This is a genomic window from Pseudomonas edaphica (assembly GCF_965277385.1).
In the GTDB taxonomy this organism is placed as follows: Bacteria; Pseudomonadota; Gammaproteobacteria; order Pseudomonadales; family Pseudomonadaceae; genus Aquipseudomonas; species Aquipseudomonas edaphica.
In genome coordinates, this window is record NZ_OZ255725.1 from 291,013 (window position 1) to 307,235 (window position 16,223).

14 protein-coding genes are annotated in these 16,223 nt (G+C 60.4%); 10 read left to right on the top strand and 4 right to left on the bottom strand.

The window, feature by feature from the left end; translation table 11 throughout:
- Nucleotides 1-32 precede the first annotated feature (32 nt).
- The 6 genes from ACQY47_RS01350 to ACQY47_RS01375 all read left to right on the top strand — a co-directional run bounded on the left by ACQY47_RS01350 (nucleotide 33) and on the right by ACQY47_RS01375 (nucleotide 6,841).
- Entirely contained in the window at nucleotides 33-521 is a 489-nt protein-coding gene (locus tag ACQY47_RS01350; protein WP_428554910.1) for a GFA family protein, read from the top strand.
- A gap of 94 nt (nucleotides 522-615) precedes the next feature.
- Complete coding sequence (locus ACQY47_RS01355; RefSeq protein ID WP_428554913.1) at nucleotides 616-2,439, top strand: serine hydrolase domain-containing protein; 1,824 nt, start codon at nucleotides 616-618, stop codon at nucleotides 2,437-2,439.
- Between the two features lie 79 nt (nucleotides 2,440-2,518).
- Entirely contained in the window at nucleotides 2,519-4,063 is a 1,545-nt protein-coding gene (locus ACQY47_RS01360; protein WP_428554916.1) for a TolC family protein, read from the top strand.
- A complete protein-coding gene (locus tag ACQY47_RS01365) occupies nucleotides 4,063-5,193 on the top strand; it encodes an ABC transporter permease (protein ID WP_428554919.1) in 1,131 nt (376 codons plus the stop codon). The genes ACQY47_RS01360 and ACQY47_RS01365 overlap by 1 nt, the downstream gene beginning before the upstream one ends.
- 8 nt (nucleotides 5,194-5,201) lie before the next feature.
- The gene (locus ACQY47_RS01370) at nucleotides 5,202-5,939 is read left to right on the top strand and encodes an ABC transporter ATP-binding protein (protein ID WP_428554922.1); all 738 of its coding nucleotides are present in this window, start codon (nucleotides 5,202-5,204) and stop codon (nucleotides 5,937-5,939) included.
- Complete coding sequence (locus ACQY47_RS01375) at nucleotides 5,936-6,841, top strand: HlyD family secretion protein (protein WP_428554925.1); 906 nt, start codon at nucleotides 5,936-5,938, stop codon at nucleotides 6,839-6,841. The genes ACQY47_RS01370 and ACQY47_RS01375 overlap by 4 nt, the downstream gene beginning before the upstream one ends.
- A 36-nt stretch (nucleotides 6,842-6,877) precedes the next feature.
- On the opposite strand, the gene ACQY47_RS01380 is transcribed toward ACQY47_RS01375, so the two are convergent.
- Both ACQY47_RS01380 and ACQY47_RS01385 read right to left on the bottom strand, forming a co-directional pair.
- A complete protein-coding gene (locus tag ACQY47_RS01380; RefSeq protein WP_017137490.1) occupies nucleotides 6,878-8,155 on the bottom strand; it encodes an ATP-binding protein in 1,278 nt (425 codons plus the stop codon).
- A complete protein-coding gene (locus tag ACQY47_RS01385) occupies nucleotides 8,156-8,863 on the bottom strand; it encodes a winged helix-turn-helix domain-containing protein (RefSeq protein WP_017137491.1) in 708 nt (235 codons plus the stop codon).
- 566 nt (nucleotides 8,864-9,429) lie between these two features.
- Here ACQY47_RS01385 and ACQY47_RS01390 point away from each other — a divergent pair.
- Nucleotides 9,430-9,687, top strand: coding sequence for an AMP-binding protein (locus tag ACQY47_RS01390; RefSeq protein ID WP_428554930.1), 258 nt, complete (start codon nucleotides 9,430-9,432; stop codon nucleotides 9,685-9,687).
- A 28-nt stretch (nucleotides 9,688-9,715) separates the two neighbouring features.
- A complete protein-coding gene (locus ACQY47_RS01395) occupies nucleotides 9,716-10,915 on the top strand; it encodes an MFS transporter (RefSeq protein ID WP_099549610.1) in 1,200 nt (399 codons plus the stop codon).
- On the opposite strand, the gene ACQY47_RS01400 is transcribed toward ACQY47_RS01395, so the two are convergent.
- The gene (locus tag ACQY47_RS01400) at nucleotides 10,871-11,473 is read right to left on the bottom strand and encodes a tRNA-(ms[2]io[6]A)-hydroxylase (protein ID WP_017137493.1); all 603 of its coding nucleotides are present in this window, start codon (nucleotides 11,471-11,473) and stop codon (nucleotides 10,871-10,873) included. The two genes, ACQY47_RS01395 and ACQY47_RS01400, sit on opposite strands and share 45 nt — an antisense overlap.
- 149 nt (nucleotides 11,474-11,622) lie before the next feature.
- Between ACQY47_RS01400 and ACQY47_RS01405 the strand changes: the two genes are divergently transcribed.
- Nucleotides 11,623-12,486 (top strand): universal stress protein, encoded by an 864-nt coding sequence (locus ACQY47_RS01405; RefSeq protein WP_017137494.1) that lies wholly within the window; start codon nucleotides 11,623-11,625, stop codon nucleotides 12,484-12,486.
- 131 nt (nucleotides 12,487-12,617) lie between these two features.
- Here ACQY47_RS01405 and ACQY47_RS01410 read toward each other — a convergent pair whose 3' ends face one another.
- On the bottom strand, nucleotides 12,618-13,088 hold the full coding sequence (locus ACQY47_RS01410; protein ID WP_428554935.1) for a DUF1289 domain-containing protein: 471 nt from the start codon (nucleotides 13,086-13,088) through the stop codon (nucleotides 12,618-12,620).
- A gap of 394 nt (nucleotides 13,089-13,482) precedes the next feature.
- Between ACQY47_RS01410 and acnB the strand changes: the two genes are divergently transcribed.
- Complete coding sequence (acnB, locus tag ACQY47_RS01415) at nucleotides 13,483-16,092, top strand: bifunctional aconitate hydratase 2/2-methylisocitrate dehydratase (RefSeq protein ID WP_017137496.1); 2,610 nt, start codon at nucleotides 13,483-13,485, stop codon at nucleotides 16,090-16,092.
- Nucleotides 16,093-16,223 lie beyond the last annotated feature (131 nt).

Sequence of the window (16,223 nt, forward strand, 5' to 3'; positions counted from 1 at the left end):
GTGTTGTTACACACTCTTAGAGGAGCCAGCCCATGCAACTCGAAGGATCCTGCCATTGCGGCGCCGTAACATTCAGCCTGAACAGCCAGCATCCCTACCCGTACCAGCGTTGCTATTGCTCGATCTGCCGCAAGACCCAAGGCGGCGGCGGTTATGCGATCAACCTGGGCGGCGACGCCAAGAGTTTGAAGGTACGCGGGCGCAAGCTGATCTCGGTCTACCACGCCAAGCTCAAGCCCGAAGGCGCCAGCCGCGCGCATGCGAGCACTGCCGAACGGCATTTTTGCTCGCAATGCGGCAGCGCCTTGTGGCTGTTCAGCCCCGAATGGCCAGAGCTGATTCACCCGTTTGCTTCAGCCATCGACACGCCGTTGCCGGTGCCGCCTGAGCACACGCACCTGATGCTCGGCTCGAAGGTGCCGTGGGTCGAAGTCAGTGTGCACAAGGGCGATTTGCAGTTCGACGAGTACCCCGAAGAATCCATCGCCCAGTGGCATGAGCGTTTGGGGCTCGCGCGTTAACACTCTTTGACAGTTTCTCGACAAAGCTCTCAAAGATTGTTGGCCAGCATCGCCTTAGCATTCGAGCATCCAAACCACCATTCGGGTGCTCTTCATGTTTCGCACATTGCGCGGTATTCCGTTATGGGGTTGCCTGCTCGGCACGCTCGGCTGCCACGTGCAGCCGCCTGCCCCGCCCGCGATTCCCAAGGGCGATTACGGCGCGATCATCCGTTACCTGCAAGCGCGCATCCCCAAGGACCTGGCCCGCGAGAATGTGCCCGGTTTGTCGATTGCGCTGGTCAATGGCCAGGAGCTGATCTGGGCGCGCGGCTTTGGCCTGGCCGACAAGGCCCAGGGTGTGCCGGTGACCGCCAACACGGCGTTTCGCGCCGGCGGCATTTCCAAACTACTGACAGCCACAGCGGCCATGCAGTTGGTCGACCAACAGCGCCTGGCCCTCGACGCGCCGATCCAGCAGACCTTGCGCGAATTCTACGTGCGTTCGCGCTTTCATACTGACCAGGCCGCCGCCGACCGCGACATCACCCTGCGCCGCCTGCTCAGCCATCAATCCGGCTTGCCCAGCGAGCACCTGCGCGACGTGCGCAGCACTTACGCCATGGGCCAGATGCCGATGCGGGTGTCGGGTGTATGGCTGAGCAGCCCGCCAGGCTCGCAGGTGGCGTATTCCAACCTCGGTTATTCGCTGGTCGGTGCGGCCATCGAGCGCAGCAGCGGCAAGAGTTTTGAAGCCCAACTGCAAAGCCGCCTGCTCAAGCCCCTGGAGATGAACCAGTCGAGTTTTGTCGGCACCAGCACGCAATTGAGCTTTCGCGCCCTGGGCTACGAAGACGGCGTGGCAAGTACCGATGCACAGGTGCGTGACCTTGCCGCCGGCGGGTTGTGGGCCAGCCCCAAAGACCTTAGCCATTATGTGCAGATGCTGTTTGCCCACGGCCTCTATAAGGGCAACCGTGTGCTTGAGAGCCCGTCGATTGATCAGATGTTCACCCAGCAAAACACCGGCAATGCCCTGGACTTCGATTGCCAGATGGGCCTGGGCTGGTTCCTGGCGCCCTGCGGCGATGAACCCGTCGCCCCCGGCGTGCGCACTTACCAGCACAGTGGCGGCGGCGATGATTTTGCCGCGCAGCTGAGCGTGCTGCCAGACCAGCAGTTGGCGGTGATCATCATGGCCAATGACAGCAACGCCGAAGAACTGGTCGCGCGCCTGGCCACCGAGACCCTGCGCCTGATGTTCCAGGCGCAAACCGGGCAGTCCGTGTGCGCCGACGACTGCCAGGCGCCCAGCCATGGGCTCAAGTTGCGCCAGGTGCCCGCCGCCGTCGACCGCAAGCGCCTGGCCGGGTTTTATGCCACGGCCTGGGGCGTATTCCGGGTCAAGGATGAGGGCGATCGACTGAGCGGTGAGCTGGCCGGGTTTGACTTCGAGTTATTGCGCGACGAACACGGCTGGCTGCGCGCGCAGAAAAAAGTCCTTGGCTTTTGGCTCAAGGACTTGGGTGAACTGGGCCGCGTGCAGCTGGACGTGGTCACGGTGCAGGGCCGCCAAGTACTCACGGCCCGCAGCCATGGCCAACGCCTGGCCATCGGCGAGCGCATCGACCCGCCGCCGCTGCCGCTGGCGTGGGCCAACACCATCGGCACCTACCAGGTGCTTAACACCCACGAACCCGACGCGCCGTTGAGCGGTATCAGCGTGCGCCTGGAAGAAGGCTTTCTGGTGATTCGCGGCCAATTGCACAACGAGCCGCTCACCGACTACATCCTGCTTCCCGTCGACAACGCCCACGCGGTGCTGGCCGGCAACGGCTACGGCCTGGGCGACACGGTAAGCCGCCAGGTAAACGGACTCAGCGCTTCGGGTTACTCCTTCAAACGCACGCAATCGCGAGATAAACCCTTGAGTTTCTGAACCTGGGCTGAAGCAAAAGCCATCATTGCGCACCGATACAATTTACCAACAGAACTGAACACCCCCTGCCGCTACGTTGGTGCTCGAACGCTTCATTCAATATCAACCGATCAGTGACATCGTGCATTGGCGCGCCGACCAACGCGCCCATCGCATGAATACCGCAGTATCCGTATTTAACCGGGGAACGACCATCAAGCCTCTTAACCGATCGCATGCCTTTCGATCGCTATGCGCACTCTCGTTAGTGTCAATGGCGCTTGCAGGATGCTCAACTGCCCCCCTGCCGGTATTGAAACCGTCTACACCGGAGCAATGGCGCAACGTCCAACCTTCTCTTGCGCCGCCCCAACCCGATCTGAACCAATGGTGGCATGCATTCAACGACCCCCAGCTCAATGCGTTGGTGGATCGTGCACTGCAAAACAACCTGAACGTCGCCGTAGCGGTGGAGCGCTTGCGCGCCATCCGGATTATGAGCCAGCACGCGCAGTCCCCTTACCTGCCCTCGCTGAGTATAAAAACCAAGGATGCCGTCAGCCCTGATACCAGTACTTCTTATTTCCTGATCGGCTTCGATTCGGTCTGGGAGTTGCCATTGTTTGGCATGCAACAAAGTGCCGAGCGCCTCGCCCAAGGGAACCAGGCATTGGCGGATAACAACCTGCGCACCCTACAAGTTTCATTGGTGGCTGAAGTCAGCCGGCGCTGGATCGAATTGCGAGCAGCCCAACAAACGGAGCAGACCCTTGCAACCCTGCGCGAAGTTGGCCATGGAAAACTGGCACGGCTGCGCGCCCGGGAACAGCTCGCACTGGCCTCCTGCGCAGACGTTGCCGCTGCACAGGCTGAACTGGCCCTCGCTGAAATGGCGCTGACGCGCGTGCACCAGCGGACAAACCGCAGCGCGCAGCAATTGGCATTATTGTTGGGCCAGAGCGCGCCCGACCCTCTTTGGCTGCAACCGGGGCGGCTACCGACGCTCGGTGACTGGCAACTCAATAGCGTTCCCACAGACCTGTTGCGCACCCGCCCGGAAATTGCCGGCGCCGAAGCCTCGGTGATTATCGCCGCCGGTGAGCTGGGCATGAGCCAGGCCGATATTTACCCGCACATCAGCTTCGGCACCTCACTGCAGTGGTCGCTCAATATCGCCAGCAACCGCAACAATACCCCCAATGGCAACAGCATCTTCTCGGCGGGCCCCGGCATCAGTATTCCCTTGTTCGACTGGGGCCTGCGCGTGGCGGCTGCGAAAGCCAAGGACCACCATCTGCAGGCCGCCGTCCTCGGGTATCGCCAAGCGGTGCTGGAGGGGGTTGCCGAAGTCGAAAACGCCTTGGGTGACCTGGAGCAATTACGTGCACGCGAACAATTGTCCCGTCAGGCCTATGCCGCCAGGCAAACCCAGCTTGACGCACTGCAACAACGGGCAGCGTTGAAGCTCTTGAGTCCATTGGACCTGGTAGAAGCGCAGGTTCAGACACTGCATGCGCAGCAACAAGTCGACCGGGCCGGCACCGAGCGTGCCATTGCCTACGTCGCACTCTACAAGGCACTCGGCGGCGCACCGTTGCCAACCGCCGCACCTCAGACAGCCACGCGCCATAAGGAGACTGACTGATGGTTGCGCTTGCACGCCTGACGCTGATCCATGAATGGCGGCGCTTCCTGCCAGCGATTATTGCAGTGGGCTTCGCAGGGCTGCTGCAACTGCTTCAGACCGCGTTGGTACTGGGTATCTTCAGCAGCGCCAGTGTGTACGTCACCGGCTCGCGCGCCGACCTTTGGGTGGGCTATCCCGGCACCCAAAGCGTCAACCTGGGTCGACCGATCGATGCCGGTGTAGAGATGCGTATACGCATGGACCCCGATGTCCTCAGGGTCGAGCCCTACCGCTGGGTGGATGCTGACTGGCGGGGTACCCGGGACACAGGTGGAGTCTCGGTATTTGTTTCCGGTATCGACGCAGACCCACAAGGTTTGATGTTCGCCCGCTTACTGCCCGGCTCGTTGCGGGCACGCCTGAATGAACCGGGAGCGGTCATCGTTGACCGCGCCGACCTCGACAGCCTGGGCCTTGATCCTGGAAACGCGGCCACTATCAACGGCCACGGGGTGCATGTAGTCGGCGTCATCAGCGGATTACGCGCACTGGGTGGGGTTAACGTGATCGCATCGTTAGCCACGGCCCGCCAGCTGGATACGAGCGCCGATACAGATCGCATGACCTACTGGGTGGCCAAGGTCCGAGACCCCAGTCAGGCGGACGCGGTTGCAGCACGCATCGACGGCAGCCCGGCATTCGGCAAATACGCAGTGTGGACCGCAGCGCAGTTCAGCTACCGCTCGCAGATGCATTGGATGTTCGACACCGGGGCCGGCGCGGGTGTGTTGTTTTTGGCAGTGATCGTGTTCCTGGTAGGGGCGGTGATTACCAGCCAGACCCTGGTAGCGGCTGTGATTGGATCGATCCGCGAATACGCAACCCTTAACGCCCTCGGCGTCGGCGTCACGTCTCTGCGCAAAGTCGTGATGGAACAAGCGTTCTGGGTGGGCGCCCTGGGCTTGCTGGGCAGCACTGGGCTGACCGGCCTGTTCTTCGCCCTGGCGCATTACTACAACGTTCCGATGACTCTTTCCCCCGTCGCAGCCCTGGCCTGCCTGCTCTTGAACATGACCCTGGCCCTGGTTTCCGGCCTGGCCGCGATGCACTCATTGCGTCATGCCGACCCAGCAAGCCTTTTGAGATAGAACCCACGATGACCACATCCTTCACCCTGCATGCCACTGGCATCGGCAAGGCATTTGTATCAGGCCAGGTTATGACCCCTGTACTGCACGACATCACCCTGGCAATAAGGCCCGCGGAACTGACTCTGATCGCGGGGCCATCCGGTTGCGGAAAAAGCACGCTGCTGGCGATTCTCAGCGGCTTGCAGCAACCCGACCAAGGCCGTGTGGAGGCCCTCGGGCAAAGCCTGGGAACGCTTGCCCCACGGGCGCTGGAGCATTTTCGGCTGCATCACACGGGCTTCATATTCCAAGGCTTCAATCTGTTCCCGGCGCTGACGGCCTTGCAACAGGTCGAGTTGCCCCTGAGTTACCTCGGGCTCACTTCGCAGGAAGTGCGCAGGCGCGCGACTCAGGCTCTGGAAGATGTAGGCCTCGGTTCGCGCATGGCCTTGCGCCCGGCCGCGCTGTCCGGGGGAGAAAAACAACGGGTGGCTATCGCCCGCGCCGTGGCGAAGGCGCCCGAGTTGCTGTTCGCAGACGAACCCACCAGCGCCCTGGACGCGGCCAACGGCCAGATCGTGATCGATATCTTGCACCGTATCGCCCGTGAACGCGGCACTACGGTGCTGTGCGTCAGCCACGACCCGCGTTTGATCAGCCACACCGACCGTGTATTGGCCATTGAAGACGGCCGCATCATCAGCGACTCCCACCATCACCTGCGGCCCGCCAGCCCTACCGCCCCCCAGGAACACTGCGTATGAATGTCCGCTCCCTCTCCCCTTGGCTGACCCTGTTCAGTGCCTGTTTGCTCCTGAACGGCTGTTCACGGGAGGATACGCCGGCTCAAGCCACGGCCTCGTCACCGACTTACCTGGCAGTGGCTCGCGGCCGCGTCGATGTCGAGGGTGGCCTGCTCAACCTGCAGTTTGCCCGCGATGGCGTGGTGGCCGCGATCAAAGTCAAAGAAGGTGATTCTGTAAAAAAAGGCCAACTGCTCGCCTCCCTGGACAGCGAACAGGCGCGCCTGGCCGTAAGTGCCGCGCTTGCCGACCAACAACAGGCTCAAGTGCACGCCAGGCACCTGCAAAGACAGTTCAACTTTGCCGACCAGAAAGCCATGCGCCTGTCAAAGGCGGCCGCGGCTGGAGCCGCAGATGGCCAGAGTGCCGATGATGCGCGCGAGGCCGCCGAGCAACTGCGCGACGCTATTGAAAAAAACCAAGGACACCTCGAAGCCGCCACAAGAACACTCGCCGGTGCGCGCTACGAACTGACCCAGCGCAACCTCTATGCACCGGCGGACGCCGAAGTCGTGCGGCGCCTGACCCAACCTGGCGCTACCGTTTCATCGGAGTCAGGGCCTGCCTTCGTGTTGCTGCCGAACGAGGTACGCATCGTGCGAGCCGAGCTGAACGAGTCGTTTATTGCGCAGGTCCACGCCGGTATGAAAGCCGAAATATCGACCGAAAACGGCAACGACCAACCGTCGCTGTCCGGTCATGTGGTGCGTATCAGCTCCGTGCTGGGTAACAGCACGCTTGAAGGCGACCCACAGGCACGAGCCAATATGCGTACCGTGGAATGCATAGTGGCGTTCGAACAACCTGCACCTGCGTCACTGCGTGTGGGCCAGCGCATGCTGGTACGGTTCGGGGCACCTTAAAGCCCTTGGCGGCTGCCCGCGACCGCCGGCAACCGCCTACTCGCCATACGCCCACGTCATCCGAAACGACGCCCCGCCCCACTCCGAGTCCAGCACTTCAACCTGCCCGCCATGCCACTGGCTGACGCGTTTGACCAACGCCAGGCCCAAGCCAAAGCCGCCGGTGCGGCGATCGCGGCTGGCGTCCAGGCGCAGGAAGGGTTCGAAGATTTTGGAACGGCCCTCCATCGGCACACCTGGGCCATCATCATTGACCCGCACTTCGTAACCATTGCCGAACTTGACCAGCGACACTTCTACACGGCGCTCGGCATAACGAATGGCATTGCGCAGCAGGTTGATCACTGCGCGCGCCATAAAGCGCGGCTCGATCTGGATAAAGTCGACGTCACAGGTGCGCAACGAGAGCTGCACACCCGCGGCTTCAGCTTCCAGGGCCACACTGCCGATCACACTATCGAGCCAGCTATGCGCTTCGATATTTTCCCGGGTGACCTGTGTGGCGCCGCGCTCCAGGCTGGCATAGGTCAACAACTCAGACACCATTTCTTCCAGTTCGCCAAGGTCGGCGTACATATCGGCGATCAATTCGCGGCTCTGGCGTGGGTCGGCCTGTTGCTTGAGTTGGTCCAGCTCAAACGACAAGCGCGCAATCGGTGTGCGCAACTCATGGGACACCGCGTTGGTCAGTTCACGCTGGTTGGCGATCAGGCTTTCGATGCGCTCGGCCATCTGGTTGAAGTGCCCGGCCAGCTCACGCACGGTGGAACGGCGCGGCAGCAGGATGCGCGAGCCGAGGTCGTTATCGCCAAAACGCTGCGCGGCCAGGCGGATATGCTCCAGGTCGCGCCAATGCGGGCGTACCCAAAAATACAGGACGATGGCCAGGCTCACACCCAGGAAGCCATAGGCCCACAGGTACAACCATTTGGGCTCTTCCGGCAGCTTGATCTGCAACAATTGCGGGCCGCCATCAATGGTGGTCAGGAACTCCATGAAGTCGCCGCGCACCACCAGTTGGCCGCCCGCCAACAGTTGCTGTTCGCGGTCATTGAGCGCCAGGGTGTCGCGCGGCACCAGCTTGAGGCGCAAACCATAATGGGGTTGCAGCTCAGCCAGGCGCGCATCGCGGGCCGCCCCCTGCACCGGTCGCAGTTGCTCGACCAGGCCATAGGCCGGCCCGCGCAAGGCTTCACGGTTATAAACCTCGTTGGCCTCGGGCAATAACTCGTCGAAGGTGTAGTTGACCAGCCAGATTGCCCCGGCCAACCCCAGCGCCAGGATCACATACAGGCGCAGAAACAGGCGCAGCATCTAAACCTCCCACGCAAACGGATTGAACAGATATCCCTTGCCCCAGATGGTCTTGATGCACACCGGTTCGCGCGGGTTGTCATTGAGCTTGCTGCGCAATTTGCTGATGTATACGTCGACACTGCGGTTCAGGCCGTCGAAGGCAATACCGCGCATGCGGTTGAGAATGTCGTCGCGCGAAAGGATAGTCCCAGAGTGACTGGCCAGCAGCCACAGCAACTCAAACTCCATCGTGGTGAGGTCGATGGCCTCACCGCCCAGGCTGACGCCCCGGCAACTGCGATCAATCGACAAGCGGCCGAACTCCAGCGCACCGCGCACCGTGGGCTCCGGCACCTGGCGGCGCTGCAGCGCGCGCAGGCGGGCGAGCAATACCGGCGGCTTGATCGGTTTGATCACGTAGTCATCGGCGCCCGACTCCAGGCCCAGGATGTGGTCCAGGTCGTCTTCCTTGGCGGTGAGGATGACGATGGGCGTGTCGGACACGCTGCGAATTCCCCGGCACACGTGCAGCCCGCTCTGGCCCGGCAGCATCAGGTCGAGCACCACAATTTTCGGCTTGAAGTCGAGAAACGCCGCCAAGGCTTCATCACCCCGATGCACCACGCGCACCTCGAAACCATGTTGCGACAGGAAATGCGCGATCAGCCCTGCCAGCTTTTCATCGTCCTCAACGAGCAGGACCTTGCCCAGACCCAGGTTTTCCATAAGTTCTCAGTGTGGATGCGCGGATTGAAGTGTGAGCATTATAGGTGGCAAGCTGGCCTGTAAAGGTACTGGGCGCGGCAAAAAAAGCCTTTCTGTGGGGCTTTCGAACAACCTTCATGTTTTTAAAGGTTTTTAACATTTCACCCGGAGTTTTTAACGTATCAAGTCGCGGCGTTCGCAGCCTTGCCCAAGAAAGATCGTGATTTTTCTGACAGCCATAACTCACGTCATTTTCGGAAGTTTCGACACTAACATTTATTGAGTACACGCCTTAAATTGTCACGACGCAGTGACAAAACAGTGACGCGGCCGTCGTTGACAGCCCAACAACGCCAATGAAACTATCCATGCACTTTTCAGCGACACCTGCCGGTGAAAGTCATGGAAGATAATTAAAATAAATATCAAAGGAGTTGATATTGTGCACCCGCAACTTTTATCGATTGCTACCCCTGGCGCTTACCTCAGCGCTTTATTCAAACACAGCCTTTATTTAATTTAGCGAACCGCTCTCACACAGCCGTTCTGTCTTTATTTAAGCGTGTTATTGAATACAGGTACACACCATGCTTTTGTATCACGAGGTCATCGAACATAACGCCTCCCGCCACCCGCACAAGTGCGCTGTTGCGCTCGATGCCGTCCATTACAGCTATGGAATGCTTCAAGCAAGAACGACACAAATAGCCCGACTGCTGGTCGCCAGCGGTGTTCAACCAGGCGATCGCGTCGCCCTGTATTCACCGATCTGCATCGATCTCATTGCCGCTTATCTCGCCGCCCTGCGCGTGGGTGCGATTACGGCGGCAACGCACCCCACTTGACGCTTTGATCGATTGAAACGAGAGCACCATGCGCAAGGACTACCTGGCTTTTTTTATCTCGTTGTTCCTGTCGCGGCTGGCGGACCAGATTCTGTTGTTTATCGTGCCGCTGATCGTATTCCAAACCACCAACAGTGTGTCGTGGGCCGGCTTGGCGTTTTTCGTCGAGTCACTGCCGCGTTACCTGGCGTTCCCGGTGTGCGGCGCATTGTGCGACAAGTTTTCGCCGGTGCGCATCCTGCATATCAGCCAGGTTTACCGTGCATTGGCGTGCGTGCTGGCGGTGGCGTTGTATGGCGTGTTCGACGGTATCTATTGGTTGGTGATCCTGTCGGCGCTGTGCGGCGTGTTGACGACCCAGGGCATCATGGCCCGCGAAGTGGTGATGCCGCATATCTTCAAGCATTACACCTATGCCAAGACCTTGTCCTACTCGCAGATCGCCGACCAGAGCGGCCTGGTGCTGGGGCCACTGGTAGCGGCGCTGATGCTGGAGGTGTGGGCCTGGCCGTGGGTGGTGGCGGGCATTGCCGGGCTGTTTGTGCTGGCGGACCTGGCGATGCTGGTCTGGCAGCGCAACACCACGGTCAGCCTGGAGAGCTTTGAGCAGCATCAGGATATCTGGCTGCAACCGCTGCGCATTGCCTTCGGGCATATCCGCAAACTGGCGGAACTGAAGCGGGTCATTGCCCTGGCGGTGGGCGTCAACTTGATCATCGGGGTAACGCTGGCCACGTCCGCGGCCATGGTCACTGGCCTGTTCGCCGCCGGCAAAGACGCCTATGCGTTGTTGCAGGCTGCCGGCGCGGTGGTGACCATCGTCATTCTGTTTTACCTGGCGCGTTCCAGCCTGCCGTTGAAGGTGCTGGGCGGGCTGTCTTATTCAATGATCGCGGCGGGGGCACTGGTCATGGCCGTCAGCCCTAACCTGTGGGCTTACACCCTGGGATTTTTACTGATCACCGGCTTCGACAAGATGTTCAACGTGTACATGCGCAGCACCCGCCAGCGGGTGATTCCGGTGCAGGACTTCGGCAAGACAGTGGGCGTGATCACCTTGCTCAACAACCTGGCGCAGCCGCTGGCGGGCCTGTTGATTGCCGTGCTGGCGGCGCCGTTGGGCACGCAAACGGTGATCCTGTTGTTGGCCGGGATCACCGCGCTGATCGGCGTGGCCGTCGCCTCAGGCTGGCACGCCACTGTGAAAGCGGAACTCGATGTCGGGTGACTCGATCAGTTCCTGCTCGGCGGCGCGAACCCGCTCGATGACCTGGGCGATGTCCTTGGCGTCGCCGTACTGGTAGGCAAGCTTCAGGTAACCCTGGAAGTGCCGGGCCTCGCTTTTGAGCAAACCGAAGTAGAACTTGCCGAGTTCTTCGTCCAAATGCGGCACCAGGGCTTCGAAACGCTCGCAACTGCGCGCCTCGATAAAGGCGCCGACCACCAGCGTGTCCACCAGCTTGACCGGCTCGTGGCTGCGCACAACCTTGCGCAAACCCGAGGCATAACGGCCGGCATGCAGTTGGCGCAGCTCGATCTTGCGCTTTTTGATCAGGCGCATGACCTGTTCGTGGTGCACCAGCTCTTCACGGGCCAGGCGCGACATCATGCTGATCAGGTCCACGTGGGCGTGGTACTTGGCGATCAGGCTGAGGGCGGTGCTCGCGGCTTTGAATTCGCAGTTCTTGTGGTCGATCAGCAGGGTGTGCTGATCGGCCAACGCGGCCTGGACCCAGGCGTCGGGGGTGCGGCAGCCGAGGAATTCGTGGATTTCGGGCAGGTTCATCGGGCTCACGGGCAAAAGGATCACAAAAGGCCGGCGATTATACCGACCCCGCCGCAGACCACCAGCTACTGGCCTTGATGTGCATCAACATGACGTCTGGCGGGCAGCAACTATAGTTGTTCCAGGCCCACCCTTTGGAGACCCCGACCATGCAAGCCATCCGCAGCATCCTGGTGGTTATCGAACCTGAGCATTCAGAAAGCCTCGCGCTCAAGCGCGCCAAGCTGATTGCCGGGGTCACCGGCGCGCACCTGCACTTGCTGGTGTGCGACAAAAAGCACGAGCATTCGGCGCTGCTCAGCCTGCTCAAGTCCGGCCTGCAGGAGGACGGCTACAGCGTGACCACCGAGCAGGCGTGGAATGACAGCCTGCATGAAACCATCATCGACGTGCAGCAGGCCGAAGGCTGTGGCCTGGTGATCAAGCAGCACTTCCCGGACAGCCCATTGAAAAAGGCCCTGCTGACGCCAGCAGACTGGAAACTGCTGCGCTACTGCCCTACGCCGGTGCTACTGGTAAAAACCTCGACGCCCTGGGCCGGCAAGGTGGTGCTGGCGGCCATTGATGTGGGCAACACCGACAGCGAACACCAGGCACTGCACAACGCTATCGTCGACCATGGGTTCGATATTGCAAGCCTGGCCAAGGCCCAGTTGCATGTGATCAGCGCTCACCCTTCCCCCATGCTGTCAGCAGCAGACCCGACCTTCCAGCTCAAGGAAACTATCGAGGCGCGCTATCGCGAGCAATGCAAGGCGTTCCAGGCCGAGTTTGATATCGACGACACCCACTTGCATATTGAGGAAGGCCCGGCGGATGTATTGATTCCCAAATCTGCGCAGAAATGGCAGGCAGCAGTGACCATTATCGGCACGGTGGCGCGCACCGGGATTTCCGGAGCGCTGATCGGTAATACGGCGGAGGTGGTGCTGGATGCGGTGGAAAGTGATGTGCTGGTGCTCAAGCCGCAGGCGTTGATGGATCACCTGGAGGAGTTGGCCACCAAGGCCTGACGTAGCCTCTTCAGACTATGGAGATCAAAGGTGGGAGCTGGCTTGCCTGCGATAGCGACCTTTGAGTCAAAACACCTTTGGCTGATCTGCCGCCATCGCAGGCAAGCCAGCTCCCACATTGACCTGCGCGGTCAGTGTCCCAGTGCGTCTCTCAGGAACCCCGGCGCGATATAGCGTTGGTAATGCGCCTCGGACAAGATAAAGAACTCACGATCGATGGCATCGCGCAATTCCGGCAAGGGCCACTCACGAAACTCCGGCAGCAACACCATGCCATAGGCTTCCAGGTTGGAAATCACCCGCGCGCCTCGGGCGATCAACTGGTAGGCCCAGCAGTACTCGGACTGGTGCGGCACGAAGCGAATCTTGCGCAGCTCAAGCTGCCCGCGCAGCATCTTGGGGTCGAAGACTTCCAGTTTGCCGGCCATCACTTGCACCAACAGTTGCTCCAACCGCAGCCATACCGCACGTTTTTCTTCTTCGTTATAGCCATTCCACTGGATCACTTCATGGTGGAAGCGCTTGCAACCGCGGCAGACGAGATCGCCGTAAACCGTGGAGCACAGGCCGACGCAGGGGGTCTTGATGGCTTGGTTGGACATGGGCAATGCACACAAATCAGCGAAACAGTGCGCCATGTTAGCCCTTTGTCTAAGGTTGATCACCCAGCAAACTTGGCTAGGTAACTTACCTTTAGATTTTTTTTGCCGTAGAATCATCCGGCCTTGTAAGGCGCCAATAATCCGCTGGAAGCTGTTTTCAAAGCGTCACGAGCACAGTCGTTCCTTCAGAACGGTGTTGGCGCAGGTTCGACCCGGTAGGTCAGAGCCCGCGCCAACCCTCATCAGCTCCGTTCTGCAGGCGTAAAACTTTGAAAGCAGCTTCTGTGAGGAATGCCGGCAGCGCTGGCTTTGCGGCCCAAAAAGCCCCCGAGCGCATGCGTGCCGTTCATTTCTGGATGAGCGTCCCGTGGGACCACTGATGAGGGTAATAACTGTGCTTGAAGCCTACCGCAAACATATCGAAGAGCGTGCAGCACTGGGTATCGTTCCCCAGCCGCTTAACGCCGAACAAACCGCAGGCCTGGTCGAGCTGCTGAAGAATCCTCCGGCTGGCGAAGAAGAATTTCTCGTTGACCTGATCACCAACCGCATTCCACCAGGCGTTGACGAGGCTGCCTACGTCAAGGCCGGTTTCCTGTCCGCCCTGGCCAAGGGCGAAGTCACTTCTCCCCTGATCGACAAGAAACGCGCGGTTGAACTGCTTGGCACCATGCAAGGCGGCTACAACATCGTGACGTTGGTCGAGCTGCTGGACGACGCCGAGCTGGCCCCTGTCGCGGCCGCCCAACTCAAGCACACCCTGCTGATGTTCGATGCGTTCCACGACGTGGCCGAAAAAGCCAAGAACGGCAACGAGCACGCCAAAGGCGTGATCCAGTCCTGGGCTGACGGCGAGTGGTTCCGCAACCGCCCAACCCTGGCCGACAAGATCAGCCTGCGCGTCTTCAAGGTCACCGGCGAAACCAACACCGACGACCTGTCCCCTGCCCCGGACGCCTGGTCCCGCCCTGACATCCCGCTGCACGCCCTGGCCATGCTGAAAATGGCGCGCGAAGGCATCGTGCCGGACGAGCAAGGCAAAACCGGCCCGATGAAGCAGATCGAAGAAATGCGCGGCCAAGGTTTCCCGATCGCCTACGTCGGCGACGTGGTGGGTACCGGTTCGTCGCGTAAATCGGCAACCAACTCGGTACTGTGGTTCTTCGGCGACGACGTACCTTACGTGCCGAACAAGCGCGCCGGCGGCTTCTGCTTCGGCAGCAAGATCGCTCCTATCTTCTACAACACCATGGAAGATGCTGGCGCACTGCCAATCGAATTCGACGTCACCAACATGAACATGGGCGACGTGATCGACCTGTACCCGCATGCTGGCAAAGTCTGCAAACACGGCACCGACGAAGTCCTGACCACCTTCGAAATGAAGACCCCGGTTCTGTTGGACGAAGTTCGTGCCGGCGGCCGTATCCCGCTGATCATCGGTCGCGGCCTGACCGACAAGGCGCGTGCTGAACTGGGCCTTGGCCCTACCGACCTGTTCAAACTGCCTGAAGCACCTGTCGACACCGGCAAAGGCTTCACCCTGGCACAGAAAATGGTCGGCAAGGCCTGCGGTCTGCCAGAAGGCAAAGGCGTTCGTCCTGGCACCTACTGCGAACCGAAGATGACCACCGTAGGTTCCCAGGACACCACCGGTCCAATGACCCGTGATGAACTCAAGGACCTGGCGTGCCTGGGCTTCTCGACCGATCTGGTAATGCAGTCCTTCTGCCACACCGCGGCTTACCCTAAGCCGATCGACGTGACCACCCACCACACCCTGCCTGACTTCATCATGACCCGTGGCGGTGTTTCGCTGCGTCCAGGCGACGGCATCATCCACAGCTGGCTGAACCGTATGCTGCTGCCGGATACCGTCGGTACCGGTGGTGACTCCCACACCCGTTTCCCGATGGGCATCTCGTTCCCGGCCGGTTCCGGTCTGGTCGCGTTCGCCGCAGCCACTGGCGTAATGCCACTGGACATGCCGGAATCGATCCTGGTGCGCTTCAAAGGCAAAATGAAACCTGGCATCACCCTGCGTGACCTGGTTCATGCCATTCCTTACTACGCGATCCAGGCTGGCCTGCTGACCGTAGAGAAGAAAGGCAAGAAGAACGCCTTCTCCGGCCGCATCCTGGAAATCGAAGGCCTGAACGACCTGACGCTGGAACAAGCCTTTGAGCTGTCCGACGCCTCGGCTGAACGTTCGGCTGCCGGTTGCACCATCAAGCTGTCCAAGGACTCCGTCACCGAGTACCTGAACTCCAACATCACCCTGCTGCGCTGGATGATCGGCGAAGGCTACGGCGATGCACGCACCCTGGAACGTCGCGCCCAAGCGATGGAAGCCTGGGTTGCCAACCCGGAGCTGATGGAAGCCGATGCCGACGCCGAATACGCCGAAATCATCGAGATCGACCTGGCCGAAATCAACGAGCCGATCCTCTGCGCACCGAACGACCCGGACGACGCCCGTCTGTTGTCCAGTGTTGCCGGCGAGAAGATCGACGAAGTGTTCATCGGTTCGTGCATGACCAACATCGGTCACTTCCGCGCTGCCGGTAAGCTGCTGGAGCAGGTCAAGGGTCAGCTGCCAACCCGTCTGTGGCTGTCGCCGCCGACCAAGATGGACGCTCACCAACTGACCGAAGAAGGCTACTACGGCATCTACGGCAAGGCTGGCGCGCGCATGGAAATGCCGGGCTGCTCGCTGTGCATGGGTAACCAGGCACGTGTAGAGCCGAACTCGACGGTTGTGTCGACTTCGACCCGTAACTTCCCGAACCGTCTGGGTGATGGCGCGAACGTCTACCTGGCCTCGGCTGAGCTGGCGGCAGTTGCCTCCACGCTGGGTCGCTTGCCGACCGTCGAAGAGTACATGGGTTACGCAGCGAAACTGGACACCATGGCCAGTGACGTTTACCGCTACCTGAACTTCGACCAGATCGCCGAGTTCCGCAAAATCGCAGCAAGCGCCAACATCCCGGTGATTCAAGCCTAAGATGTTGTGATTTAAAAAACGCCGCGCATCGCAAGATGCGCGGCGTTTTTTTATGCGTGGAATAGGATATTCGTCACACTGATAAACAATTGTGGGGGCTGGTTTGCCGGCTGTGGCGGGCTTTTTGTGTT

Coding starts and splice junctions, on each gene's coding strand:
- ACQY47_RS01385 (WP_017137491.1), bottom strand. CDS start 8,863: ATGGAAAACCTGGGTCTGGGCAAGGTCCTGCTCGTTGAGGACGATGAA.
- ACQY47_RS01350 (WP_428554910.1), top strand. CDS start 33: ATGCAACTCGAAGGATCCTGCCATTGCGGCGCCGTAACATTCAGCCTG.
- ACQY47_RS01410 (WP_428554935.1), bottom strand. CDS start 13,088: ATGTCCAACCAAGCCATCAAGACCCCCTGCGTCGGCCTGTGCTCCACG.
- ACQY47_RS01365 (WP_428554919.1), top strand. CDS start 4,063: ATGGTTGCGCTTGCACGCCTGACGCTGATCCATGAATGGCGGCGCTTC.
- ACQY47_RS01405 (WP_017137494.1), top strand. CDS start 11,623: ATGCAAGCCATCCGCAGCATCCTGGTGGTTATCGAACCTGAGCATTCA.
- ACQY47_RS01390 (WP_428554930.1), top strand. CDS start 9,430: ATGCTTTTGTATCACGAGGTCATCGAACATAACGCCTCCCGCCACCCG.
- ACQY47_RS01395 (WP_099549610.1), top strand. CDS start 9,716: ATGCGCAAGGACTACCTGGCTTTTTTTATCTCGTTGTTCCTGTCGCGG.
- ACQY47_RS01400 (WP_017137493.1), bottom strand. CDS start 11,473: ATGAACCTGCCCGAAATCCACGAATTCCTCGGCTGCCGCACCCCCGAC.
- ACQY47_RS01375 (WP_428554925.1), top strand. CDS start 5,936: ATGAATGTCCGCTCCCTCTCCCCTTGGCTGACCCTGTTCAGTGCCTGT.
- ACQY47_RS01380 (WP_017137490.1), bottom strand. CDS start 8,155: ATGCTGCGCCTGTTTCTGCGCCTGTATGTGATCCTGGCGCTGGGGTTG.
- ACQY47_RS01370 (WP_428554922.1), top strand. CDS start 5,202: ATGACCACATCCTTCACCCTGCATGCCACTGGCATCGGCAAGGCATTT.
- ACQY47_RS01355 (WP_428554913.1), top strand. CDS start 616: ATGTTTCGCACATTGCGCGGTATTCCGTTATGGGGTTGCCTGCTCGGC.